Source organism: Aureimonas ureilytica DSM 18598 = NBRC 106430, assembly GCF_000382705.1.
Taxonomy (GTDB): domain Bacteria; phylum Pseudomonadota; class Alphaproteobacteria; order Rhizobiales; family Rhizobiaceae; genus Aureimonas; species Aureimonas ureilytica.
Map to the genome: position 1 here is coordinate 91,360 of NZ_ARQE01000003.1, position 23,775 is coordinate 115,134.

The window sequence follows — 23,775 nt, forward strand, 5'->3', positions numbered from 1 at the left end:
CGACTCGGCTCGGCGAATGATGAGAACGTGAGATTGGGGCTGCACAAGGGCTGGATACGTTTCCGATGGTTCGCCAGGAAACCGAGCAGTCCGCCTCTACTTTCGGTTGTGTCATTCTTCCGTTGGCTCCTGCGCTCGAAACGCGTGAGCCGCCCGAGGGTGAAGCGAATCCTCGGGGCAAGGATGGCCGGGGGGGCCGTATCGAGGGCCGAACCTTGAGCCTGGCTCAGGACGGCCTCGCCCGATCGTTCGCCGCTCCCGGCCCCGCCAGCAGGACGAGGCGTGCTTCCAGGCCGCCTTCGGGCGCGCGGCCGAGTTCCAGCCGGCCGCCGTAAAGCTCGGCGATTTCGGCGGTGATCGGCAGGCCGAAGCCGTGGCCCGGCTGGCTTTCGTCGAGCCGCCGGCCGGGCTGGCGCACGGTGGCGATCTCGGCCGGCGACAGGCCCGGCCCGTCGTCCGCGATGCGGATCAGCACCTCGCGCCCATCCCCCGTGGCTTCGATCACGACGCGCGCCCTGGCATGCGCGAGCGCGTTGTCGAGGAGATTGCCGAGCATCTCGTCGAGATCCTCGCCGTCCACGCCGACGGTGAGGCCCGGCGGCAGGCGCGTTTCGATGCGGATGTCCTCGCGCTCGCGAAACTTCTCCAGCATGGCGGCGAGGTCGCCGGCATGGCGCGCGACGTCGGCCTGATGCCGCGCGCCGCCGAGCGCGGCGGTTCGGGCGCGGCGCAGATGGTGGCGGATGCGCCGGTCCATGAGTTCCATGAGCCCCTGCATCTCGGCGCGCTCCGTGGGCGAGGACACGCGCTCGGTCGCGGCGACGAGCGTCGCGAGCGGGGTCTTCAGCCCATGGGCGAGATTGGCGACGTGAAGACGGGCCTGACGCAGATGCGCCGCGTCCTGCTCGATCAGGGCGTTCAGTTCGTCCACCAGCGGCTTCAGCTCGGCCGGCTGCGCCCCGTCGATGCGCTCGCTGCGGCCTTCGCGCACGGCGGCGAGCGAGACGCGCAGCCGCTCCAGCGGCGACAGGCCGAAGCGCACCTGAACGAGGATCGCCCCGATCAGGAGCAGGCCGAGAAGGCCGAGCGTCGCGCTGACCATCAGGAACGCATCGCGCAGGGGCGCCGAGAGCGCGGCGCGCGGCGCCGTCACCTCGATGCGAACCGCATCGCCCGCTCGCTCGAACTCGGCCGAGCGCAGGAGAAGCGCTTCGCCGTCCGAGGCCCGGACGGCGCGAAGGCGACCCGGCGGCCCGCGCTCCTCGTCCGGCTCGGCCGGGGTGAGATCGAGGGTTCCGAGCGAGCGCGAAGCGGCGACCTCGCGCCCGTCCACCAGAACGCGCCAATACCAGCCCGTGCCCGGCCGGTCGAAGGGCGGGCGGTCCGGCCCCATCCGATCGAGCGAAGGCGGCGGCGGGCCGTCCCCGTCCCGCCCGCGATCGCGCCGGTCCCCTACCTCGCCGCGTTCGTCGGGCTTGGGGCGTCGCTCGTTGCCCCGCGGCCCCAGGGGTTTTGGCAGCGGCCCATCCTCCAGAAAGGCGCTGCGCAGGAGAGAGAGCTGAAGATCGAGCCGGCCGGCCACTTCGGCGCGCACGACGCGCTCCATGACATGGGCGATCGCAAGGCCGGTGAGCGGAATGGCGACGATCACGAACAGCGCCGCCGAGGCGACGAGGCGCGAGCGGAGCGATCCGCCGAGGCGCGTCGCCAGGCGCTGGCGCAGCGATCGCGTCACGATGCGCCCTCGGCGGTCAGCCGGTAGCCGAGCCCGCGCGAGGTCTCGATCATGCCATGGCCGATCTTGCGGCGCAGGCGCGCGATGATGACCTCGACCGAATTGGAATCCACCTCCGCGTCACCCTCGTAGACGCGCTCGATCAGGTCGGCGCGCGGCACCACGATTTCCTTGCGCAGCATGAGGCAGGACAGGACGCGCCATTCCAGCGCGGTGAGCTTCAGGGGCAGGCCGTCCTTCTCGAACGTGCCGACCTGCGCGTCGAAGCTGATCGGCCCGCAGGTGATGCGCGCGTCGGCATGGCCGCGCGAGCGGCGCACCAGCGCGCGCAGGCGCATCACCAGTTCCTCGACGCGGAAGGGCTTGACCAGATAATCGTCGGCGCCGGCCTTGAAGCCCTGCACCTTGTCGCTCCAGCCGTCGCGCGCGGTGAGGATCAGGACGGGCAGCGTGCGCTCGGCCTCGCGCCAGCCGCGCAGAACCTCGATGCCGCCGATATCGGGCAGGCCGAGATCGAGCACCGCCGCGTCGTATAGCTCGGTGTCGCCGAGATGGAGACCGTCCTCGCCGTTGGCGGCACGGTCCACCGCGAAATTCTCGGCCCGCAGCGCGGCGGCGATCTCGCCGGCGAGAGCCGTATCGTCCTCGACAAGAAGAACGCGCATCGGATCGATCCTCGTTTCACGGGGCGCGGCAGATACAACCGCGCCTAAGCCCGGCGGCTGAACGGAAGCTGAACCGCGTGGTTCAGAAGCGGTTTCAGGGCAGCGGCTAGAAAGCCTCCATCCGCAACACGGAAAAGGTTTCGAAATGCCCTCCCCCAAGCTTTCGCTCAAGCGCCGCCTTGCCCTCGCGGCCCTCGCCGCCCCGCTTCTGGCCGGCTCCACTCTCGCCTTCGCGCAGAGCCCGGCCCCGGTCGCTCCGGCGGCCCCGGCCGCCGCGCCCGCCCCACTTGCGCCCGCCCCGGCTGCTTCTGCTGCCCAGGCTGCCCCGGCCGCCGCGATCAAGGTGAACGAGCTGCGCGACATGAACGCCATCCGCCTCGAAGGGCGCGTCACCGACGTCTTCGGCAACCGCTTCGTCCTGGAAGACGCGACCGGGCGCACGCTGGTCGAGACCGGCCCGCGCGGCGATCGCGCACCCCTCGTGAAGGTCGGCGACACGGTCGGCGTCGAGGGCGCCTTCCGGGGCGGCGAGGTCCATGCCGAGGGTCTCACCGTGGACGGCGGCCAGCGCATCGCCCTAGAGCGCCCGCGCCCCGATCGCGGCCCGGGTCGCGACGGTCCGGGTCGTGATGGGCCCGGTCGTGACGGGCCCGGCCGCGAAGGCCCCGGGGGTCCCGGTCGCCATGGCCCCGGCCCGCATGGCCCGGACCGCGACGGCCCGCCGCCCCCGCCGCATGGCGAGCGCGCCGATCGCGAGGATCGCGGCGGCTGGTTCGACTTCGGCCGGGTCGACAAGGACGCCGCCGCCAAGGCGCTCACGGACGCCGGCTACAAGGACGTGACGCTGGAAGACGCCAAGCGCCACCATGCCGAGTTCCTCGCCACGGACGCCGGCGGCCAGCGCTGGTCGGTGCGCGTCGACGAGGACAACCAGATCGACGAGCGCGAGCCCTATGCCGCGCCGTTGGACGAGGCGGGCGTGAAGGCCGCCGTGGAGAAGCTCGGCTACACCTATGTCGGCGACTACGAGGCCCATCCGCGCCATGTCTCGGCCGAGGCCAAGGACAAGGCGGGCCGCGACGTCGTGGTGGAGCTGAACTTCGACGGCTCGCTGCGCAAGGAACGCTTCGAGGGCTGATCCCCTCCGCCTGGCACCATCGAACGGGCCGGCTCCCTCGCGGGGGCCGGCCTTTGCCGCGTCGGGCGGCGGGGCGCTCACGGTTTTTTGGCCTTGCGAGGCGATTCCCAAGCGGTTTAGAGCCTCCTCCATACCGGAAACAGGATCGTGCCGTAGGACCCGGTTTCCCATCCAGCGCCTTTCGGATTTCGCCCATGAGCCTCGAATTCTCGATCGACCGGCCGGCCACCCCCGGCAAGAAGCGCGGTCCGGGCCATCTTCTGGCGGCGCTCCGCTATTCCTTCGGCGGCTTCCGACGCATTCTCGGCGAGACGGCCTTCCGGCACGAGCTGATGGCGGGCGCGGCTCTTCTCCTCGTCTTCGCCCTCATCGGCGCGAGCCCGCTCGATTTTCTCCTGCAGATCGTTCTCATGCTGGTGCTCATGGCCGGCGAGGCGCTGAACACCGCGATCGAGGTGATCGTCGACCGCGTGTCGCCCGAGATTTCCGACTTCGCCAAGCAGGCCAAGGATCTCGGCTCCTTTGCCGTGTTCTGCCTGATCCTCGCCAATTGCGGCTACGCGCTCTCCGTGGTGCTGCGCGCGCTCTGAGATCGAGGGCCGCGAGGCCGACGCGCCCTGTTTCGGCCGGATCGGGCGCCCAAGAGGCGTCGGCTCTGCCCAAGGAGACTGTCCAGAATGCGCCAGCCGATCGGCCTCTTCTCGCTGGGCGCGATGCTCGCCCTTGCCGCGCTTCCGGCCATGGCCGCCGAGCCTATGCCGGCCGCCAAGCCGGATGCGGCGAGCGCCGGCGCGCTCTGGCCGGTCGCCGAAAATCTGGTTGCCGCCGAGCTCGCGCTCGGCATCGCGCCCGAGCAGCGCCCGCAATGGCGCGCCTTCGTTGAGGCCGCGCTGCGCCTTGCCGAGATCGGCCCGGATCGCGGCGACCTCGCGCCGGCAGGCGTTCCGCGCTTGAAGCTTTTGCTGGAGATCGAGACGCGCAAGGGCGAGGCTGCCGCAGAGCTGGCGCGCGCGCTCGACGCTCTTGTTGCGGTGCTGAGCCCGGCACAGCGCCAGCGGGCCGATCGGCTGCTCGCCGCCTTGCCCGCACCGCTCGGCGGCAGTGCAGCGCCGCTCGGCGGCAGTGCAGCGCCGCTCGGCGGCGGCAGCGCAGACCATCGGCCCGAAGCTGCCCCTTCGCCGCCCGCTTCGTCCGCCGCCGCGGTGCCTTCTGCTCCGGCCCCGGGCACGCCGCCGACGCCCGAGGCGAGCGACGGCACGGCGCAGCCGCGTTTCGACAAGCCCTCGCTGTTCACCCGCTGACGAGGCCCGACCCGCCGCATCGTCGCATCGCTCGCACCACGCCGCGACGATAGCGCGCGCCCGATCGCTTCCCTGCCACGCATCGCGGGTCTCGTCTTCGCGCCCCCGTGGCCGATATCCCGACTCCTTCTCGCGCCCTTTTTCGCGCGCGTCTCCGGAGCCCGGCACCCCTTGAAGAAACCCATCTCCTTTTTCGTCCATCATCAGGGGCGCGGCCACGCCAACCGCACCATGGCCCTCGTTTCGGAATTCGCTCGCGACCGGCCCGTGTCCGTGCTGACCGCCGGCCCCCATCTCTTCGACGGGTTCGCGCGCGACATCGAGATCGTGCCGCTGCCCAACATGATCGGCGCGGGCGTGCCGACGGAGCGGCTTTATGCCGAGCCGACGCCGAGCGTCATGCATTGCGTGCCGCTCGGCGTTGCCGAGATGCGCCGGACCATGCGCACCATTCTCGATCATCTGGACGACCGGGGCACCGGGCTCTTCGTGGTGGACGTCTCCTCCGAGATCGGGCTCCTGTCGCGGGTGGCGAGCGTTCCCTCGATCCAGATCCGCATGCATGGCGACCGCGCCGATATCGGCCATGTCGGCGCCTACGAGGCGGCTGTCGGGATGCTCGCGCCCTTCGACGAGCGCATGGAGCAGGACGATTATCCCGCCAAACTGCGCGCCAAGACCTTCTATTCCGGTGGCCTCTGCACCACGGCCGACGCGGTGCCGGACAAGGCGGAGGCGCGCGCGCGGCTCGGCCTCGATCCGACCCGCGAGATCGTCGTGGTGCTGACGGGGGGCGGTGGCAGCGGCACGCCCTATGCGCCGCTCACGGTCGCCGCGCGGGCCGCGCCGGACGCGCTCTGGCTGGTGCTCGGCCCCACGCATCGCGAAGGGCACGAGACGGATTTCAGCAATTGCCGCGAGCTCGGCTGGGTGCGCGGCGTGACCGACTATCTCGCCGCCGCCGACATCGTGATCGCCTCGGCGGGCGACAACACGGTGCACGAGATCGCCCGCGTCGGCCGGCCCTTGGTGGTCATGCCGGAATGGCGTTATTTCGGCGAGCAGACCCGCAAGGCCGAAGCCCTGGTGCGCCTCGGCGCGGCGGTCAGCGCGCCGGCCTGGCCGGGCGATCTCGCCGGCTGGCAATCGCTTCTGGAACGCGCCCGGGCGCTCGACACGCAGGCCATCGCCTCGCTCTACGACCCCGACGCCGCCCGCAAGGCGGCCGGCTGGCTGGAAGGGCTCTGCGACGAATTGTGGACGGGCGCGTCAGAGGCGCAGGCCGAAACGGAGCGGGATGCCGCGCGGACGCTGAGTGTAGTGGCCTGAGCAAGGCACGGGCACTTTGAACAACGCATCCGGCCGGTCGGCCGGCAGAGTTGATCGCGGATCGGCATCAGGCCCATCTCAAGAGCGAACCGGACGCGAGAGGTAGAGCGGATATTCGACCGACCTATCGATTTTCGCGAAGCGAAAGGGCATGACATCGACCATGACCATGCCCGACGCGCTCGCGAACTGCCTCGTTCTCAACACGGTCTCGGCCGCGCGAACGCTGCTGCGGCTGGGTGATGCCGGGTTCAAGCCTTTCGGGGCGACGGTTCAGCAATTCTCTCTCATGGCGGCCATCCGCTTCCATCCCGGAGAATCGGTGACGGGTCTGGCACAGCGCATCCATCTTGACCGCACCAGCCTCATCCGCAATCTCGATCTGCTCGAGCGCAAAGCTCTGGTCCGGCGCGCCGAAGACGCAGGAGGGCGGGCGCGCGTCTGCGAACTCACGCCGGAGGGGGACGGTCTGCTGGACCGCCTTTTGTCGCGATGGCGAGAGGCTCAGTCCGAGATACATGAGGGCCTTTCCACCGACGACATCGAAACTTACCTGCGCGTATCGCGGCACCTTGCCGACAAGTCAGTCGGCGCGGTCGAAAAATGACCCTTGCGCCCATTAATGTGTATATGCACAGTGCAATTACACATTAAGGAAGATACGTATGCTCGAACCGATTGTCGTCACTGGTCTTGGCTCCGTCTCGCCGCTGGGTGTTGGGCTGCACGCCAACTGGGAACGGATCGTCGCGGGTCGCAGCGGGATCCGCGAGAACACGCGGTTCGATACACAGGGCTGGAAGTGCCGTGTGGCCGGCCTCGTTCCCTCGTTTGCGGAGGACGCTGAGGGCTTTGCCCCCGAAGCCGCGATGGATAGCCGTGAGCTGCGGCGAAACGATCTTTTCATTCAGTATGCGATGGCCGCCGCCAAAGAGGCGCTGGATCAGGCCGTCTGGCATCCCGAGAGACCGGAAGAGAGGCGGCGAACGGCGACCGTCGTCGCGACGGGCGTCGGTGGCATTCCGGCCATCACGTCGGCCACCGAGTTGATCCGCGCGTCCGGGGTTCGTCGTCTGTCTCCCTTCGTCGTACCCTCGTTCCTGCCCAATCTCGCGGCGGGGCAGATCGCCATCCGCTTCGGCTTCCACGGCCCGAGCGGCGCGCCGACGACCGCATGCGCGGCCTCGGCCCAGGCGATCGGGGACGCGCTGCGGATGATCCGGTCGGGCGAGGTCGACATAGCGCTATGCGGCGGCGCCGAGGCTTGCGTCGATCCCGTCGCCATCGGTGGTTTCACGGCCGCCAAGGCCCTGAGCACACAGTTCAACGATGATCCCCAGTGTGCGTCTCGACCGTTCGACAGCGATCACGACGGCTTCGTCTTGTCCGAAGGGGCGGCAATGCTGGTGATCGAGCGTCTGTCTCACGCCGAAGGTCGCGGCGCGCGTCCGCTCGCCGTCTTGTCGGGCTACGGCACCACGACAGACGGCCATCACGTCACGGCAGGCTGGCCGGATGGCCGCGAAGCCTGCCGGGCGATGCAGGCAGCTCTGGCTATGGCTCGTCTTGATGCGACGCAGCTCGGCTATGTCAACGCTCATGGGACCTCGACGCCCATCGGCGATGCCGCGGAACTGGCGGCCCTGCGAAGCCTCCTTGGGGAGGCCCATGGGCGAGTGCCGATCAGTTCCACCAAATCGGCGACCGGCCACATGCTAGGAGCGGCTGGCGCGATCGAAGCCGCCTTCTGCGTCCTTGCGCTACAAACGCAGACCCTGCCTCCCGGTCTCAACATCAAAAGGCCGATGCCTGGCGCGGAGGGGTTCGATCTCCTGCGAAGCGAGGCGCGCGCGGCTGATGTCGAGCACGCCTTAACCAACGCCTTCGGATTTGGCGGGGTGAATGCAAGCCTCATCTTCAGCCGCTATCGAGACGCTGCCTAACTGAACAGGCGCTCGCCGGGCTGCAGCGCGCCGGCGATCTCGTGCGCCTCTGGTCGGCGCTTCACGTCGATCCGATCGGCCCTCTCGTCCCATGCGATGAGCCCCTCGTCGCGGAACTGGCTGAGCCAATAGTCCATGCACCAGCGCCCGTGCTTGTCGCGGAAGCGCGCGGCGTTGCGCAGGATGTGGTCGAACTGGTGCAGCGGCGGGACGTGGACGGGATGGTGCTGGTGATAGGCCCGCGCCCCGGCCGTCCAGTAGAAGCGAAGCCCGGAGGCTCCGGCGCGCGCGGCAAAGTCGGTTTCCTCGCCGCCATAGCCGTGGAAGCTCTCGTCCATGCCGCCGAGCGCCCGGTAGCGCTCGCGCCGGAGCGCGAAGGACAGGCCCCAGAGCTCGCCGGAATCGGGCTCCTCGCGCACGCCGGCGGATGGCATGTCGGGTTTGGACGGATGCGCCTGCCCGATCCGGTCGAGCGCTTCATAGTCGATGCGCTCGCCGACCACGCCTTCCGGCAGATAAAGGACCTCGCCGAGAAACAGCCCGTCCCGTTCCCCGGCCGCCGCGCCATAGGCCTCCACGAGGCCCGGACCCGCGATGCAGTCGACATCGAGAAACACGAGCACCTCGCCCCGGGCCGCGTCCGCCGCGCGGTTGCGGGCGGCAGCGAGCGGCATCGGGTCGCCCGGCACGAAGACATGGCGCACCGGGAGCCCGATCTCGGGAAGTCCCTCGTGCGGCTCCTCCTGCATCCAGGCGATGACGAGTTCGTCGGGCTTCCGCGTCTGGAGCGCAAGGCTCTTCATGAGATTGGCGAGATGGCGCTCGCGACCGCGAACGAGCGTCAGCGCGCTGATTGCCATGCCGAACGCGCCTTGTTGCGGAAGTGAAGAACGCCCTCGATGACGCCGCGCGCATGGGTGGCCCGCGCCACATAGGAATGCGACAGCGCCGGGAGGCTGGCGAGATCGTCGGAGAAGTTGGCGACGATGATCGCCTGCGGAATGGTGCGCAGCATCTCGATATCGTTGCCCGAATCCCCGGCGACGAAGACGGCGTTCTCGGGCAGGCCGTAGCGGCGGCGCACGAAATCGACAGCCGTTCCCTTGGAGGCGCGCACCGGCAGGATGTCGAGATAGCGCCCGTGGCTGTGGATCACCGAGCATTGCAGCCCGGCGACTTCCAGCCGGGCGCGCACGCGCGCCGTGATCTCGCGGTCGCCATCGCTGAAATAGGAGAGCTTGAAGGCGCGCTGCTCGAGCGCGGCCTGCGGCTGGAGGCCCGGCAGGCCCTTGAGGGCGCGCAGGACCGCCTGCCGGTTCCAGCCCCGCTGGACGATGGCGCGCCAGTCGGGATCGGCCGTGTAGGTCGTGCCGTTGGCGTCGAGATGGTAGATTTCCGAGCCGACCGAGGTGATCATCACCTGCGGACGCGGCGCGTCGCGCTGCTCCAGGATCGACATGGCGCTGTGGAACGAGCGGCCGGTGGCGACGCCGAACACCATGCCCTCCTGCTCGCTGCGCCATTGCGAGAAGCGGCGCACGCCGATGTCGCAGCCGACCAGCGTGTTGTCGATGTCGCAGATGAGAAGCTGATCGGGTCGCGGCGCGATGGTTTCGGGCCGCTGCGCCAGAAGCGACTGGAGAAGCTCGTGATAGCGGGTGGCGTGGCGGCTCCAGTTATAGGCGGCGACCGCCTTGGCGCCGGCTTTCGCATAGCGATCCCAGAGCGCGGGATCGCGCAGGATGCGCAGCGCGCCTTCCGCGATCGCCTGCGTGGACTGCGGGTCCACCAGTTCGCCATTGCCGCACATCTCGATGATGTCGTTCGGGCCGCCGCTGTCGGTGGCGACCAGCGGCAGGCCGACGGCCGAGGCTTCCAGGAGCGTCAGGCCGAAAGGCTCGTTCAGCGCGGGATTGACGAAGACGCCGCGCCGGTCGCGCGCATAGGCGTAGATCGCGGCGACGTCGTCGGGCCGGTGCGTCTTGGGATAGGCGACCTGTCCGTAGAGATCGTAGCGGTCGATGAGGCAGAGGATCTCGCGGATTTCGCCGGCCATCTCACCGTCGAGCGCCGCGAGGTCCTGCCGATTGCCGGCCATGATCACGAGATTGGCGCGCTGGCGCAGCTCGGCATTCTCGCCGAAGGCGCGCACGAGGGCGCAGAGATTCTTCTTGGCCACGGGCCGCGCCAGCGCCAGCAGCACGGGCTTGTCCGGCTCGCTGAGGAAGCGGTTGATCGAGGCCTCGACCTCGGGGCAGGCGGTCGCCGCGCCGAAGCGGCTGAGATCGCTGCCGGGCGGCAGGATGCGGATGCGGCCGGGATCGTAGCCGGCATAGCCCGCATACTGAACCTCGGCCTCGTCGCGCGAGGAGGTGATCACCAGCGAGGCGCGGCGGATCGCCGCTTCCTCGATCTCGATGCGTTTGCCGAGATGCGGCACCTCGGCGGCGCGCGCGCCCATGACATCGGCCTTCACGCGGCCGAGCGAATGGGCGGTGAAGACGAAGGGAATGCCCAGGCGATCCTCGACGATCGCGGCGACGCTCGCCGCGTCCGCGTAATGGGCGTGCAGCATGTCCGGGCGCTGGCCTTGCGCCTCGATCCAGGCGATCAGCCCTTCGGCGAAGCTCTCGGTCTCGGCCCAAAGCTCTTCCTTGGGCAGGTAATGCGGGCTGCGCGTGGCAAGCCGCAGGATCTCGACGCCCGCTTCCGCGCGCACGGGCGCGGGCGCGTATTCCGCCCCCAGATCGCTTTCGAAGCCCCGCGTCGCGATCACCGTGCGGCGCACGGGACCGGCGGCCGACGAGGCCTTCACCAGATCCAGGAGATAGCGGATATGGCCCCCCGTATCCGCCGTCAGTCCGTATTCGACATTGTCTGCGCGCAGGCAGCCCTGCAGGGCGACATGAAGCAAGAACATGGCCGTCTCCCTTTCCAACCCCTCTTGCCGCCCATAATGAGCGAGATAGAGATTCGTTCAGGTCCTCAAATGCTCCGCATCGCTCAAGTCGCGCCTAACATTTTTCCGGTTCCGCCTTTAAATCACGGAGGGACGGAAAGAATCGTCCAAGAATTGACGGGAGCATTGCGAAGTCTTAGTCACGAGGTAACGCTCTTCGCGCCGACGGACAGTGCGGCGAATGGGCCGATCGTCGGTTCGCTCCCGAGTCTTCAGGCGCTGGAGACTCAATATGGCAAAGTTCCCCCGTCGATTCCGGCGGTTCTGGAGGCGGTGCAGATGGAGCATCTGCGCCGGCGCCTCGGGGATTTCGACATCGTCCATTGCCATGGCGAATTCTTCCACGCCGCGCTCCTGGGCGAGCGGCGGCGCCACAGCCTGACGACGATCCACTGGCGGGTGGACGAGCTGGACCGGCAGCTCTTCTTCGCCGCCTTCCCGGACCTGCCGGTCGCCGCGATCTCGGCCGCGCAGGAAAGCGGCATCCCCGCACCCAACCGCGCTGGTGTCGTTCATCACGGGATCGACGGATCGCGCTACACGCTCCGGACCGAGCCGGGGCGCTATCTCGCCTTTATCGGCCGCATGACCGACCAAAAGCGGCCGGACACCGCCATTCGCGTCGCCAACGCCGCCGGTCGCGCCATCCGGCTGGCGGGCACGGTGGATGTCGGCAATCCCACCTATTTCGAGCGCGAGGTGCGCCCGCTTCTGTCCGACCGCGCCGAATATGTCGGCCCGGTGGACGACGTGGCCAAGAACACGCTGCTCGGCGGCGCCGAGGCGCTGCTTTTCCCGATCGACTGGCCCGAGCCCTTCGGCCTCGTGATGATCGAGGCCATGGCCTGCGGCACGCCGGTCATCGCCTGGAACCGAGGCAGCGTGCCGGAAATCGTCGAGGACGGCGTGACCGGCTTCGTGGTGAACAGCGAGGCGGAAGCCGTGGAGGCGCTGGGGCGCATCGGCTCGATCAGCCGGGCCGGCGTGCGCGCGCGCTTCGAGGAGCGCTTCACCAGCCGCCACATGGCGGAACGCTATGTCGAACTCTATCGACAGCTCCTGGCCCGCTGATGCGCACCGCCCTCATCGCCTGGGACTACCCCCCCTCCCCGAGCGGCCTTTCCACCGCAGCCCGCGAGATCGCCGAGAGCCTTGTGCTCGCCGGTTGCCGCACGAGCGTCTTCACACTCGATCGCGAAGGGCGGGAAGAAGCGAACGGCGTCACCGTGATCGGCTGTCCGCTGCCGCAGGGGAGCGCGCTCGGGCGCTTGCGGCTCTATGGCGGCGCGGGGCATCTCGCCGCTCCGCTCGCCTTTCGCCGCGCGGTTCTTGCCGAGCATTTGCGCGAGCCCTTCCAGATCGTGGAGGCGACGAACTGGTACGCGCCGGCCGCGCTTCTGACCGGGCGGCACGGCTTCGCGCTGGTGACGCGCAATTCCACGCCCGCGGCCTTCTCGCGCGATCCCGCCACGACCGCCCGCGACCGGTTCGACGGCTGGGCGGCGGATCGGCTGGAAGCGCGTCAGGCGCGCGGCAGCGCCGCCTTGATCTCCAACACCGGCGACCATGCAAGGCGCATCGCGGCGGAATACGGCCTTTCGGGCGCGCAGCCCCATGCCGTGATCGGCCTCAGCCTGCCGCCCGCCCTGATCGAGCGCGGGCGCGCCGCCGCCTATCCGGCGGTGGAGCCGGATGCGCCGATGCGGCTTCTGTTCGTCGGCCGCGCGGAGCATCGCAAGGGCTTCGACATGATCACCCGCGCCGCCGCGATCCTCGGCGCCGAGGTGGACGCCGGCGCGCTGCGCCCCTTCGAAATCCGCCTGGTCGGCGTGCCCGAAAGCGATCTGCCGGCCGATCTCGCGCCCACGGCGCGCGCGCGTCTGCGACCGCTCGGACGGATGCGGGAGGAGGCGCTTGCGGCCGAATACGAGGGCGCGCACGCGATCCTTGCGCCCTCGCGCTACGAGAGCTTCGGCCTCGTTTATCAGGAGGGCATCGCCTATGGCCGACCGATGGTCGCCAATGCGATGGACGCGAGCGGGCGCGAATTCGTCGGCGACACCGGGGCGGGGCGCATGGCCGCCGAGGACACCGGCGAGGCGCTGGCGGAAGCGATCCGCCCGATCCTCACCGATGCCGCCTTGCGCGAGACGCTGCGCGCCCATGCCCGGAAGGCCGCCGGCCGCTTCAACCGGACGACGCTCGGCGAGGAAACCCGCGCGCTCTACGAGCGGGCGCTTCAGGCCCGGTAGGGGCGCAGGAGGTCGGCTTCCTCGAAGAGCCGACCGCCGCCCGGCGCCATCGTCTCGTAGCGCCGCGAGCGGCTTTCCACATGCGCGCGGTTCAAGTGATGCCGGATGCCGCCGCCCAGAAACAGGAGGCTGTGCTGCCAGGGCCGCGCCGGGCGCTCGTGGACACGCCCCTCGAAGACGACATCGCGGCGGTTCAGCCGATACTGCGTGTCGGGAAAGAGGTCGGCCTGGACGCCGTCCACGAGATTCACCCGGCGAAGCCCCACCGACACGACCGTCTCGTCGAGCCGGCCGAGCAGCCCCGGCAGGCCGGCGATCGCGCCCTCCTCCAAGCTTTCGTCGGCATCGAGCTGCAGCACCCAGTCATGCCGCGCAAGGCGCTGCGCGGCGTTGCGCTGCTCGCCGAAATGCCCGTTCAGGGGGCGGCGATGAAGGCGCAGGCCCGGCCGCTCCTCCGCCGCGCCTTCGCCGTCGAGGAGGATCACCACGTCGTCGCACCAGCGCTCGGCCTCCCCCGCCAGCGCCAGCGCCGCGTCCCGCTCCCCTTCGCGGCAGAGGACGGCGAGGCTGAAGGCGGCTCTGGGGCCGGCGCCGAGCGGCTCCATCCGCGCTTGACCCGGCAGCGTCGAATGGGGCGCGCGCAGCGCCTCGCGCTGGGCATCATCGGAGGGCTCGGCCCAGAGCCCATGGCGCGTCGCGGCCGAGCGCAGCGTGTAGGCGTCGAACCCGTAGAGCCCGTCCGGCGCGCAGGCGACCTCGCCCTCCCGGCAGGCGCGGCGCCAATCGTCCGCGCAGGCCTCGCCCGCCTCCGGCCGATCCGTGAGGACACCACAGGAGCCGCAGGCGAAGGCAAAATGGCGAAGCTCACCGCCCCAGCGGAGGGCGCGCCCCGCCCGGTCCCACATTCGCGCGCCGCACAGGAAACAGCGCGGCGCGGCGGGCTCGCCGGAGAAAAGAGTTTCGTTGGCCATCCAAATCGGTCCTATGCACGGGTGAGCCGGCATCTAGCTCTTCGGGAAAGGCCGTCCATCGGCCTTTCGAGCCCGGACGGGCGGTTTAAGAGCCGGGGACGAAACCTCCGGGCAGAGGAGGGTCGAGAGATTTTCGTTCGATCACGAGGAGCGAAGCGCAGTCGATGCGAGGTCAGCATCGGCGAGCATTCGCGACAAAGAGAGCGACGGAAAGATCCGACCTTCCGACCCCGCGAGGTTTCGTCCCCGGCTCTAAGGCGCGGTTCGCGCTTGAAGGCTTCCCGCGTCCGGCCCCTTTCAGCCCTTCGAGTGACGAGTACGCGGCATGGACGAGCTTGCAGGCGATATGATCGACGGCGTCTGGCGCGCGCTTGGCGAGATCGAGGAACTGGCCGCCGCGCGAGCGGACGGGCACGAGGCCGATCCGACGGACGAGCTGGACGCGCTGCGCCGCCACGGCTGCCTGAGCGCCCCGCTGCGCCCGGACGGCGCGGGCTTCGTGTATCACTACCCCGCGCGGCGCGCCCTGCCCGTCTTCGTCGCGCTCGGCGGCGCCGATCTCAGCCTCGGCCGCCTGTTCGAGGGCCATGCGAACGCGCTGCAGCTCGTGTCGCTCTTCGGCCACGCGGAGCAGAAGGCGATCGTGCGCGCCCGCGTCGAGGCGGGCGCGCTGATGGGCGTCTGGGGTGCGGACGGGCGGCCGCCCTTCGCCGCCCACCCGACGGAGGACGGCACGCTGCGCCTCGCGGGCTCCAAGCGCTACGCCTCGGGCCTCGGCGCCGTCTCGCTGGCGCTGGTGCCGCTGACCGACGCGGAAGGGCGGCTGTGTCTGTTTCTGATCGATGTGGACGAGCCCGATCGACTGGACTTCTCCAGCTGGCACATGCGCGGCATGCGCGCCTCGCGCTCGGGCACGTTCCGATTCGACGGCATGGAAATCCCCGCTGGCGCCGCGCTCGGCGCGCCGGACGATTATCGCCGCGAGCCCTTCTTCATGGGCGGCATCTGGCGCTGCGCGGCCGTGCAGCTCGGCGCGATCGAGCGGATCGTGCGCGGACTGGTGGAGGGCCTGCGAGAGACAGGCCGGCTCGACCATCCGCTCCAGAGCGCGCGGGTCGGCGAGGCGATCCTGGCGGCGCGCGACGCAAGGCTTCAGGTCGAGGCGGCGGCGCGTGCGGTGGAGGGCGGCGAGGAGGCCGAGCTTGCCGCCTCGCTCGCCGTCTTCGCGCGGCTGCGGGTGGAATCGGCGGGGCTCGCCGTGATCGCGCTGGCCGAGCGCGGCCTCGGCCTTTCGGCCTTCGCGGAAGACCATCCCTTGGCGCGCCCGATTCGCGACCTATCAACCTATCTGCGGCAGGCCAATCCGGACGCCGCGCTGTTGGACCATGCGCGCCGCCTGTCCGCGCGCCTGCCGGAGATTTTCAGATGAGCCGCTACGGCGACTGGTGCGCGCGCCACGATGTGGCCCCCGTCGTGGACCCGCTGCTCCTGATCGGCGCGGGCGGACTGGTCGTCATCGCGCCGCACCCGGACGACGAGGCACTCGGCGCCTCCGGCCTGCTTCTGGCCGCCGCGCAAGCCGGCCGCGCGGTCGGCCTCGTGGCCCTCACCGATGGCGAGGGCTCGCATCGCGGCTCGGCCGAATGGCCGCCCGAGCGGCTCGCCGCGCGCCGGCGCGAGGAACAGGCACTCGCCATGGCGGAGCTGGGCTGCGAAGAGGCCCGCACGCTGCGCCTTGCCCTGCCGGACGGCGCATCCCGCTGGCACGACGATTTCGCGGGCGCGGCCGAAAAGGTCGCCGCGCTCTGCGACGAAACCTCTGCCACGGCGCTCGCCTCCACCGTTCTCTTCGACCCGCACCCGGACCACGAAGCCGCCGCGCTCCTGGCGCAGGCCGTGCATCAGCTGCGCCCGCACTTGAGGCTTCTGTCCTACCCGGTCTGGTCGCTGCGGCATCCCGAGGACAGGGAGGTCGATGTCGAGGGCCTGCACCCGTTCCGCGTCGAGACGCCGATCGTGGAAAAGGCGCGCGCCATCGCCCGGCACGAAACGCAGATGGGCGGCATCGTGACGGACGACCCGGACGGCTTCGCCCTGCCCGACTGGTTCCTGCGCCACCACCAGGGCCCGTTCGAATGCGTGTTCTGGCACAGGATGCCCGGCACGCCGCCGGGCGCGGAGCATTTCGAGACGCTCTATCGCGGCGACAACGACCCCTGGGGCGCGCGCGACAGCGCCTACGAGGTCGAGAAGCGCGAGGACGTGATCCGCTTTCTCGGCGAGGAATGGCGGGGCCGCGCCATCGAGATCGGCTGCGGCGAGGGCCATCTCTCCGCGGCGCTCGCCCAGCAATTCTCTGATGTGTCCGGCTTCGACCTCGACCCCAACATCGTCGCGCGCGCCGTTGAGCGCCATGGCGCGCCGGGGCGCGTGGAATTCCAGGTCGGGCGGATGCCGCAGGACTTTCCCGATCGGCCCTTCGACCTCCTGGTTCTGTCGGAGATGCTCTATTTCCTGACCGAGCCCGAGATCGAGACGCTTCTGTCGAGCGCCTGCCGCCGGTCGCGGCCGGGCGCGGGGCTCCTTCTCGTCAACTATCTCGGCCCCACCGAGACGCCGCTGTCGGGCGACGACGCGGCGGATTTCCTCTGCATGGTCGCGGCCGAGAAGATGACGCTGGAGCGCTCGGTCAGGCGGGATTGCTACCGGCTGGATCTGCTGCGCTTTCGCGCGCCGCCTGGAGAAGCCTGAGAAGACCGGGCAGCTCGGCGGAGAGCTGCGAGCGACGCAGGCGCTCGCGCTTCAAGGCGGGGCTGAGGTCTTCGACAAGTGTCCACGCTTCGCCGGGTATCGCGACGGCCGTCACCGCCTCGATCTGGCTTGGCGTCAGGCCGAGCATGGTGAGGATGCGGGCGCGCTCGCCCGGCTCCTTGGCCCGCGCGAAAGCCCGCCGCGCGCGAATGCGACGCTCCAGCGCTTCGGCCGGCTCCAAGGCTTCGTCCACCAGCGGGTCGGCCTCGTCGCGCGAGCGCTTCAGCTCGTCCGACAGCCCGCCCCGCGCCCGCCCGTCGAGCCGGCAGGAGGTCCAGACCAGCGGCGCCTCGCTGAACCGAACGGGCAGCCCGAGCGCGCGCACGCGGCGCAGGAGCGCGCGATCCTCGCCGAAGCTCGTGACGGGCAAGCCGCCGACCGCGCCATAGACACCCGCGCGCAGGCCGAAATTCGCGCCGCCGATATTGCCGTGATGCGGCCAGGGGTTCAGCGGATCGGGGTCGAGCCGCGCCTCGATCTCGCGCGCAGCAGAGCGGCATTCGCGCAGCACCGTTTCGGCGGCCTCGTCGGTCGGCGGCAGGAGGGCGGCTTCCGCCGGGTCGAAGCCGATCGCGCCGCAGACCAGCGCCGCGCCGCCCGCGAACTCGGCCTGGTAGCCGTCGCGCCAGCCGGGCTGAACCACGGTATCGGCGTCGATCGACAGGAGATGCGCCCCCGGCGCTAGTTCGAAGGCGAGGTCCAGCGCGAGACGCCGGGCGAGCGGCGCGGAGCCTCGGCCAGGCTGCCAGTCCACATCGAGGAGGAGAAACGGCGCGTCGCCGGCTTCGAACAAGGCAAGAGACCGCGCGAGCGTGTCGTCACTCGATCCATTGACCACGAGGACGACGCCCTCGCCGGGCGCAAGCTCGGCCAGCAAGGCGCGCAAGGTGGCCTCGATGCGCTCGGCCTCGTCCCGCGCGGGGAGGATGGCGACGGCGTCCGCGCCATCGAAGGCGCCGCCCCGGTGGAGGGCGACGCGGGCGAGAGCCTCATGGCTCCCGAGCGTTTCCAGCCGGAACGGCTGCACCGGCTGGAGATCGGTCATGCGTCTTAGCTGTTCGGCGCGACGAGCTTGCCGTCCTGGCGACGCCAGAGCTTCAGCGGGTTCGCGTCCTTCAAAGCGTCCGGCAGCAGCGCGTCCGGCAGGTCCTGATAGGAGACGGGGCGCAGGAAGCGCTCGATCGCCTTGGAGCCGACCGAGGTCGAGCGGCCATCGGCCGTGGACGGATAGGGACCGCCATGGACCATGGCGTGGCCGACCTCGACGCCCGTGCCGAAGCCGTTGACGAGGATGCGGCCCGCGCGCTTCTCCAGAAGCGGCAGGAGCTTGCGCGCCGCCGCGTGATCGGCCTCGGTGATGTGGATCGCGGCGGTGAGCTGGCCTTCGAGACCCTGGATTACCCTCGCGAGTTCCGCCTCGTCGCGGCAGCGCACGACGAGCGAGGCGGAGCCGAACACCTCTTCCTGCAGGTGCGCGTCGGAGAGGAAGTCCGAAGCCGACACGGCGAAGAGCGCCGACTGGCCGCGCAGCTCGCCGCCTTCCTGGCCCCGGCCGAGCGTCTCGACCTTGGCATGGCCGGCGAGCTTGGCGACGCCGCCCGCATAGGACTTGCAGATGCCGGGCGTCAGCATGACGGCGGCCGAGGTCTCGGCCAGCGCCTTGGCGGCGGCGGCCTCGAAGGTCTTCAGCCCCTCGCCTTCCACGGCGAGGATGAGGCCCGGATTGGTGCAGAACTGGCCGGCGCCGAGCGTCAGCGAGGCGACGAAGCCCTTGGCGATCGCCTCGGCCCGCTCGGTGAGCGCGCCGGGGAAGAGGATCACCGGGTTGATCGAGCTCATCTCGGCATAGACGGGGATCGGCTCGGGGCGGGCGGCGGCGATCTGCATCAGCGCCGTGCCGCCGCCGCGCGAGCCGGTAAAGCCGACGGCCTTGATGCGGTGGTCGGCGACGAGGCCCTGGCCGATCTCGCGGCTGGCGTCGAACAGGAGCGAGAACACGCCCTCGGGCATGTTCGAGCGCTTGGCCGCAGTCAGAACCGCGCGGCCGACGAGCTCAGACGTGCCGGGATGGGCCGAATGGGCCTTCACCACGACGGGGCAGCCGGCCGCGAGCGCGGAGGCCGTGTCACCGCCGGCGACCGAGAAGGCGAGCGGGAAGTTGGACGCGCCGAACACGGCGACGGGCCCGAGCGGCACGTTGCGCAGGCGCAGGTCCGGGCGCGGCAGCGGCTGGCGCTCGGGCATGGCCGGATCGACGCGCGCGTCGAGGAAGCCGCCGTCGCGCAGGACGCCCGCGAACATGCGAAGCTGGCCCATCGTGCGGCCGCGCTCGCCTTCGACGCGAGGGCGCGGCAGGCCGCTTTCCTGGCAGCAGCGCTCCACCAGTTCGTCGCCGAGCGCCAGAATCTCGTCGGCGATCGCTTCGAGGAAGCGGGCGCGATCCTCCAGGCTCGTTTCGCGATAGGTGTCGAACGCTTCGTCCGCGAGGCGGCAGGCCTTGTCCAGATCGTCCTTGGTGGCGCCGCCGAAGCCCGGCTCGACGCGCTGGCCGCTGGCCGCCTCGACGCCGAAGATCTCGCCGGCCGTTCCCTTGGCCAGCGTGTGGCCGATGATGAGTTCGCCCTGGATGGTCATGGTTTTCCTCCGCCATGGCTGGAAGCAGACGCTTCCGGAAGAGTGGCGCTTCCGGAAGACTGGCGCTTTCCTATAGACCTTCCATCTCCGTTGGAACCGCTGTTTTCGCACCCATGGCCGAAATGTCTGAGAAATTAACTCACGCCTCGCTTTCGCCTGCTCCCGCCGCGTGGAGAGCGCGTTCGTGAAGCGATTGTCGCGTGTGACCGTCGGCGCGGTGACGGCCGGCTTCGCTCTTCTGGTGGTGGCGGGCGGGGCGACCGCATGGCTGGTGGCGCGGGTCGCCGACAACACCGAGCTCGTCTCGCATTCGCTGCGGGTCGAGCTGGCGCTGTCGCATTTCCGCACGCTGTCGGAACAGGCCGAAACGGCGCGGCGCGGCTTCCTTCTGGAGCCCGACCTGCGCTTCGTGCGCACGATCGAGGGCATCGCGCGAGACATGGGACCGGCGCTCGAGGAATTGCGGTCGATGGTGCGCGACAATCCCGAACAGACCACGCTCGTCGGCCAGCTCGCGGCGGCGAATCGCGAGCACATGATCCTCATCCGCCGGTCCATGGCTCAGCGGCGGGCCGCCGCCCTGCCCAACGCGGTCCCCTTTTCCTGGGATCGTACGACCCAGCTCATCCAGACCGTCCGCCAGCTGGCCGTCAGTCTCAGCGACGCGGAACGAACGCTTCTGAACGAGCGCATCGAGCGGCAAAGGGCGAGCCAGCGCGTGACCTACTCCGTCATCGCGCTCGCCGCGCTGCTCCTGATCCTTGTCGCGGCCGGCACGATCTGGGTCACGCGCCGCACGCTTCTGGCCCTGCACCGCACGGGCGACGAACTGGCGCGCCTCAACGACGATCTGGAAGGCGCGGTGCGGGCGCGCACGGTGGACCTCCAGCGCGCCAACGACGAAATCCAGCGCTTCGCCTATATCGTCAGCCACGACCTGCGCTCGCCGCTCGTCAACGTCATGGGCTTCACCAGCGAGATGGAGGCGACGATCCGCCCCTTGAGCGAACTGGTGGACCGGGCCGAAGAAGGCGGGCTTGCGGTGTCGCAGGACGCCAAGCTCGCCGTCCGCGAGGACCTGCCGGAGGCGATCGGCTTCATCCGCGCCTCGACGCAGAAGATGGACCGCCTCATCAACGCCATCCTGCGCCTGTCGCGCGAGGGGCGGCGCATTCTGGCGCCCGAGCCGATCGACATGACCGTGCTTCTGTCGGGCATCGTGGGAAGTTCCCAGCACAAGCTGCAGGATCTCGGCGGCGAGGTTCGCGTCTCGCCGCTTCCCTCGCTGGTCAGCGACCGCGTCGGGCTGGAGCAGATCTTCTCCAACCTGATCGAGAACGCACTGAAGTATCGCACCCCGGATCGCGCGCCGGTGGTCGAGGTGCGCGGCTGGCTGGAGGGCGAGCGCGCCGTGTTCGAGGTGACCGACAACGGGCGCGGCATCGACCCGAAGGATCACGACCGGATTTTCGACCTGTTCCGGCGCTCCGGCGCGCAGGATCAGCCGGGCGAAGGCATCGGCCTCGCGCATGTGCGCGCCATGGTCTATCGTCTCGGCGGCCTCATATCGTGTCAATCCGCGCTTGACGCGGGTGCGACATTCCGCCTTTCCATGCGGGCCGATCTTTCGGACGAAGGAGCCAGAGCGCCTTGAACTCTCCGCGTAGCGTGACGATCGTGATGATCGAGGACGACGAGGGCCATGCGCGCCTCATCGAGAAGAACATTCGCCGCGCGGGTGTCCACAATCCGATCCGTCATTTCACGGACGGAACCACGGCCCTGCGCTTCCTGACGGAAGACCCGGAGGGGCCGGGCCAGGGCATGCCGGCGCTCGTGCTTCTCGACCTCAACCTGCCCGACATGAGCGGCACCGACATCCTGATGCGGATGAAGGAGGACAGCGCGGGACCGCTGCGCCGCACGCCGGTGGTGGTCCTGACCACGACGGACGACCGCACGGAAATCCAGCGCTGCTACGATCTCGGCGCCAATGTCTACATCACCAAGCCGGTGAACTACGAGAATTTCGCCCAGGCCATCCGCCAGCTCGGCCTGTTCCTGTCGGTGATCCAGATCCCCGAAGCGGCCGGCGAAGGTCTCTGACGCCATGGCGCGGGTGCTCTATATCGACGACGACGAAGGCCTGTGCCGATTGATCAGCCGTGCCATGGCGCGGCGCGGCCACGTGGTGGAAACCGCCGCGAACGGCGCGCAGGGGCTGGAGCGCCTGCGGCACGACCAGTTCGACCTCGTGGCGGTGGACCATTACATGCCCGGCATGGACGGGCTGGAAACGCTGGCGACGATCGCCCGCCTGCCCGACCCGCCGCCGGTGATCTACGTCACCGGCTCGGAGGAAGGGCGGGTCGCCATCGCGGCCCTCAAGGCGGGCGCCGCCGACTACATCGTCAAGAGCCTCGGCGAAGAGTTCTTCGAGCTTCTCGAAACCACCTTCCGGCAGGTTCTCGACCGGCGCCGGCTTCTGGCCGAAAAGGCCGAGGCCGAGGCCAAGCTGCGCGCCGCCTACGAGCGCACCGAGGCGCTTCTCAAGGAAGCCAATCACCGCGTCGCCAATTCGCTCCAGATCGTCTCGGCCTTCGTCCGCCTTCAGGCTTCGGTCGCGACATCGGAGGAAGCCCGCTCGGCGCTGCGCGACACGCAGCAGCGCATCACGGCGATCGCGCAGGTTCACCGCCGCCTCTACAATTCCGACGATCTCGACCTCGTGGAAATGTCGGACTATCTCGCGACGCTGCTCGCCGAAGTGGAGGCCACCTGGTCGACGCCCCAGGCGCCGCACCGGCTGATCCTTTCGGCCGAGCCGATCCGCCTGGAAACCGACAAGGCGGTGTCGATGGGCGTTCTCGTCGCCGAACTCGTCAGCAACAGCTTCAAATATGCCTATCCGCAAGGCGCGGGCGGCGAAATCCGCGTCGATCTGCGTGCCGAGGGCACGGGCTTCGTTCTTCGGGTCGAGGACGACGGACAGGGCTGCGACCCGTCGGCCTCGCCCAAGGGAACCGGCACGGGCACCAAGCTCGTGCGCGCCATGGCGGCGAGCCTCGGGGCCGAGATCGCGCAGGAAACCAGCGGCAGCGGCTTCCACGTCTTGGTGCGCGCCGCGCAGGGGCTCGGCCGCAGCGTGGCGCTGGCCGCCCGGGCCGCGCCGCCGCTCATGCCGGCGGCGCCCCAGCCGACCAGTTCGGTCGCCTAGAAGAGCTATCGCGAGAAATGTTGGACTTTGATAATGACATCGTGTGAAACATCGCGCACCTTTCACTTGGGTGACACATTGTGAGCCAGCGATGCAGCGGCCGACCGGCCAGAACGGGAGCGGCCCTTCGATGATCGACAAGCACCTCCATCTCGACGAACAGCTTTGCTTTGCCGTCTATTCGACGGCTCATGCCTTCAACCGGCTCTACAAGCCCCGTCTCGACGCGCTCGGCATCACCTATCCCCAATATCTGGTGATGATGGTGCTCTGGCAGGACGAGCCGCAGACCGTCGGCAGCCTGGGCGAGCGGCTTCTGCTCGATTCCTCGACACTGACGCCGCTTCTGAAGCGGCTGGAGGCCAGCGGCTTCGTGACGCGCACCCGCTCCACACGGGACGAGCGCGTGGTGGACATCGCGCTCACCGACCAGGGCCGCGCCCTCGCCACGGCGGCGCGCAGCGTTCCGGCCGAAATCCGCGAGGCGACCGGCAAGACCGACGACGAGTTGGAGCTTCTGCGCCGTTCCATCCTGCGCGTGCGCGACGCCCTGCAGGCCTCCAACATCGCCTGACGGCCTGCGTCGCCGGCGGGCGGCGCTGTCGCTGGCGCACGGATCGCGACTGGCCGGACGGCCCTTCGACGAAGGCGCTCGGGGATGACCCGAGCTCGCGGGGCCAGGAGCGCTGTCCAACGGGGGCGCCCCCGGCCGCGAGCCTCCCCATCCTCGCACGCCCCCCGATCTCCGGCGAAAGCGCGGCTTTTTCGCGCGTCTCCTCACGCTGCGAGCCGCGAAGACCGGGCGCGATGGATGATGCGA

At 69.8% G+C, this 23,775-nt stretch carries 21 protein-coding genes; 14 read left to right on the top strand and 7 right to left on the bottom strand.

All coding sequences use genetic code 11. The annotated features are described in order from the left end of the window. Positions 1–226: 226 nt before the first annotated feature. Together B146_RS25355 and B146_RS0107730 are read right to left on the bottom strand one after the other, a co-directional pair. On the bottom strand, positions 227–1,735 hold the full coding sequence (locus B146_RS25355) for a sensor histidine kinase (protein ID WP_019995852.1): 1,509 nt from the start codon (positions 1,733–1,735) through the stop codon (positions 227–229). Beyond that, positions 1,732–2,400, bottom strand: coding sequence for a response regulator transcription factor (locus B146_RS0107730; RefSeq protein WP_019995853.1), 669 nt, complete (start codon positions 2,398–2,400; stop codon positions 1,732–1,734). Before B146_RS0107730 ends, B146_RS25355 begins: the two co-directional genes overlap by 4 nt. A 145-nt stretch (positions 2,401–2,545) precedes the next feature. Here B146_RS0107730 and B146_RS27635 point away from each other — a divergent pair, with 145 nt between their 5' ends. The 6 genes from B146_RS27635 (at position 2,546) to fabF (ending at position 8,111) form a co-directional block, all read left to right on the top strand. Then, positions 2,546–3,538, top strand: a complete 993-nt coding sequence (locus B146_RS27635; RefSeq protein WP_019995854.1) for a hypothetical protein — start codon at positions 2,546–2,548, stop codon at positions 3,536–3,538. Positions 3,539–3,732: 194 nt separating this feature from the next. Next, on the top strand, positions 3,733–4,128 hold the full coding sequence (locus tag B146_RS0107740) for a diacylglycerol kinase (protein WP_019995855.1): 396 nt from the start codon (positions 3,733–3,735) through the stop codon (positions 4,126–4,128). Positions 4,129–4,215: 87 nt separating this feature from the next. After that, the gene (locus B146_RS25365) at positions 4,216–4,839 is read left to right on the top strand and encodes a hypothetical protein (protein WP_019995856.1); all 624 of its coding nucleotides are present in this window, start codon (positions 4,216–4,218) and stop codon (positions 4,837–4,839) included. Between the two features lie 171 nt (positions 4,840–5,010). After that, a complete protein-coding gene (locus B146_RS0107750; protein ID WP_019995857.1) occupies positions 5,011–6,168 on the top strand; it encodes a glycosyl transferase in 1,158 nt (385 codons plus the stop codon). Positions 6,169–6,319: 151 nt separating this feature from the next. Then, the gene (locus B146_RS25370) at positions 6,320–6,775 is read left to right on the top strand and encodes a MarR family winged helix-turn-helix transcriptional regulator (RefSeq protein ID WP_155897415.1); all 456 of its coding nucleotides are present in this window, start codon (positions 6,320–6,322) and stop codon (positions 6,773–6,775) included. Positions 6,776–6,833: 58 nt separating this feature from the next. Next, positions 6,834–8,111 carry a beta-ketoacyl-ACP synthase II gene (gene fabF / locus B146_RS0107765; protein ID WP_019995860.1) on the top strand — a complete coding sequence of 426 codons (1,278 nt, stop codon included), beginning with the start codon at positions 6,834–6,836 and terminating at the stop codon, positions 8,109–8,111. Here fabF and B146_RS0107770 read toward each other — a convergent pair. Further along, a complete protein-coding gene (locus B146_RS0107770) occupies positions 8,108–8,971 on the bottom strand; it encodes a glycosyltransferase family 2 protein (RefSeq protein WP_019995861.1) in 864 nt (287 codons plus the stop codon). The genes fabF and B146_RS0107770 overlap by 4 nt on opposite strands. Continuing rightward, the gene (locus B146_RS0107775; RefSeq protein ID WP_019995862.1) at positions 8,953–11,031 is read right to left on the bottom strand and encodes an HAD-IIB family hydrolase; all 2,079 of its coding nucleotides are present in this window, start codon (positions 11,029–11,031) and stop codon (positions 8,953–8,955) included. Before B146_RS0107775 ends, B146_RS0107770 begins: the two co-directional genes overlap by 19 nt. Before the next feature lie 69 nt (positions 11,032–11,100). Here B146_RS0107775 and B146_RS0107780 point away from each other — a divergent pair, with 69 nt between their 5' ends. Both B146_RS0107780 and B146_RS0107785 read left to right on the top strand, forming a co-directional pair. Further along, positions 11,101–12,141 carry a glycosyltransferase family 4 protein gene (locus B146_RS0107780; protein WP_026358433.1) on the top strand — a complete coding sequence of 347 codons (1,041 nt, stop codon included), beginning with the start codon at positions 11,101–11,103 and terminating at the stop codon, positions 12,139–12,141. Further along, positions 12,141–13,322 carry a glycosyltransferase family 4 protein gene (locus B146_RS0107785; protein WP_019995864.1) on the top strand — a complete coding sequence of 394 codons (1,182 nt, stop codon included), beginning with the start codon at positions 12,141–12,143 and terminating at the stop codon, positions 13,320–13,322. The genes B146_RS0107780 and B146_RS0107785 overlap by 1 nt, the downstream gene beginning before the upstream one ends. Here B146_RS0107785 and B146_RS0107790 read toward each other — a convergent pair. Further along, positions 13,310–14,293: a glycosyltransferase gene (locus tag B146_RS0107790; RefSeq protein WP_019995865.1), complete on the bottom strand. Its 984-nt coding sequence runs from the start codon at positions 14,291–14,293 to the stop codon at positions 13,310–13,312. The two genes, B146_RS0107785 and B146_RS0107790, sit on opposite strands and share 13 nt — an antisense overlap. 325 nt (positions 14,294–14,618) lie before the next feature. Here B146_RS0107790 and B146_RS25375 point away from each other — a divergent pair, with 325 nt between their 5' ends. Both B146_RS25375 and B146_RS27640 read left to right on the top strand, forming a co-directional pair. Continuing rightward, a complete protein-coding gene (locus B146_RS25375; RefSeq protein WP_019995866.1) occupies positions 14,619–15,722 on the top strand; it encodes an acyl-CoA dehydrogenase family protein in 1,104 nt (367 codons plus the stop codon). Further along, positions 15,719–17,044 (top strand): PIG-L family deacetylase, encoded by a 1,326-nt coding sequence (locus B146_RS27640; RefSeq protein WP_019995867.1) that lies wholly within the window; start codon positions 15,719–15,721, stop codon positions 17,042–17,044. The genes B146_RS25375 and B146_RS27640 overlap by 4 nt, the downstream gene beginning before the upstream one ends. Here the strand turns inward: B146_RS27640 and B146_RS0107805 are convergent. Continuing rightward, the gene (locus B146_RS0107805) at positions 16,983–18,149 is read right to left on the bottom strand and encodes a glycosyltransferase family 2 protein (protein WP_019995868.1); all 1,167 of its coding nucleotides are present in this window, start codon (positions 18,147–18,149) and stop codon (positions 16,983–16,985) included. The two genes, B146_RS27640 and B146_RS0107805, sit on opposite strands and share 62 nt — an antisense overlap. Before the next feature lie 5 nt (positions 18,150–18,154). Beyond that, positions 18,155–19,738, bottom strand: coding sequence for an aldehyde dehydrogenase (NADP(+)) (locus B146_RS0107810; protein ID WP_019995869.1), 1,584 nt, complete (start codon positions 19,736–19,738; stop codon positions 18,155–18,157). A gap of 184 nt (positions 19,739–19,922) precedes the next feature. Here B146_RS0107810 and B146_RS0107815 point away from each other — a divergent pair, with 184 nt between their 5' ends. The 4 genes from B146_RS0107815 to B146_RS0107830 all read left to right on the top strand — a co-directional run bounded on the left by B146_RS0107815 (position 19,923) and on the right by B146_RS0107830 (position 23,529). Continuing rightward, positions 19,923–21,392, top strand: coding sequence for a sensor histidine kinase (locus B146_RS0107815; protein WP_202814986.1), 1,470 nt, complete (start codon positions 19,923–19,925; stop codon positions 21,390–21,392). 26 nt (positions 21,393–21,418) lie between these two features. After that, positions 21,419–21,844: a response regulator gene (locus B146_RS0107820; RefSeq protein ID WP_040408392.1), complete on the top strand. Its 426-nt coding sequence runs from the start codon at positions 21,419–21,421 to the stop codon at positions 21,842–21,844. Between the two features lie 4 nt (positions 21,845–21,848). Next, entirely contained in the window at positions 21,849–22,955 is a 1,107-nt protein-coding gene (locus B146_RS25385) for a sensor histidine kinase (protein WP_019995872.1), read from the top strand. A 130-nt stretch (positions 22,956–23,085) separates the two neighbouring features. After that, positions 23,086–23,529: a MarR family winged helix-turn-helix transcriptional regulator gene (locus B146_RS0107830; RefSeq protein WP_019995873.1), complete on the top strand. Its 444-nt coding sequence runs from the start codon at positions 23,086–23,088 to the stop codon at positions 23,527–23,529. Positions 23,530–23,775 lie beyond the last annotated feature (246 nt).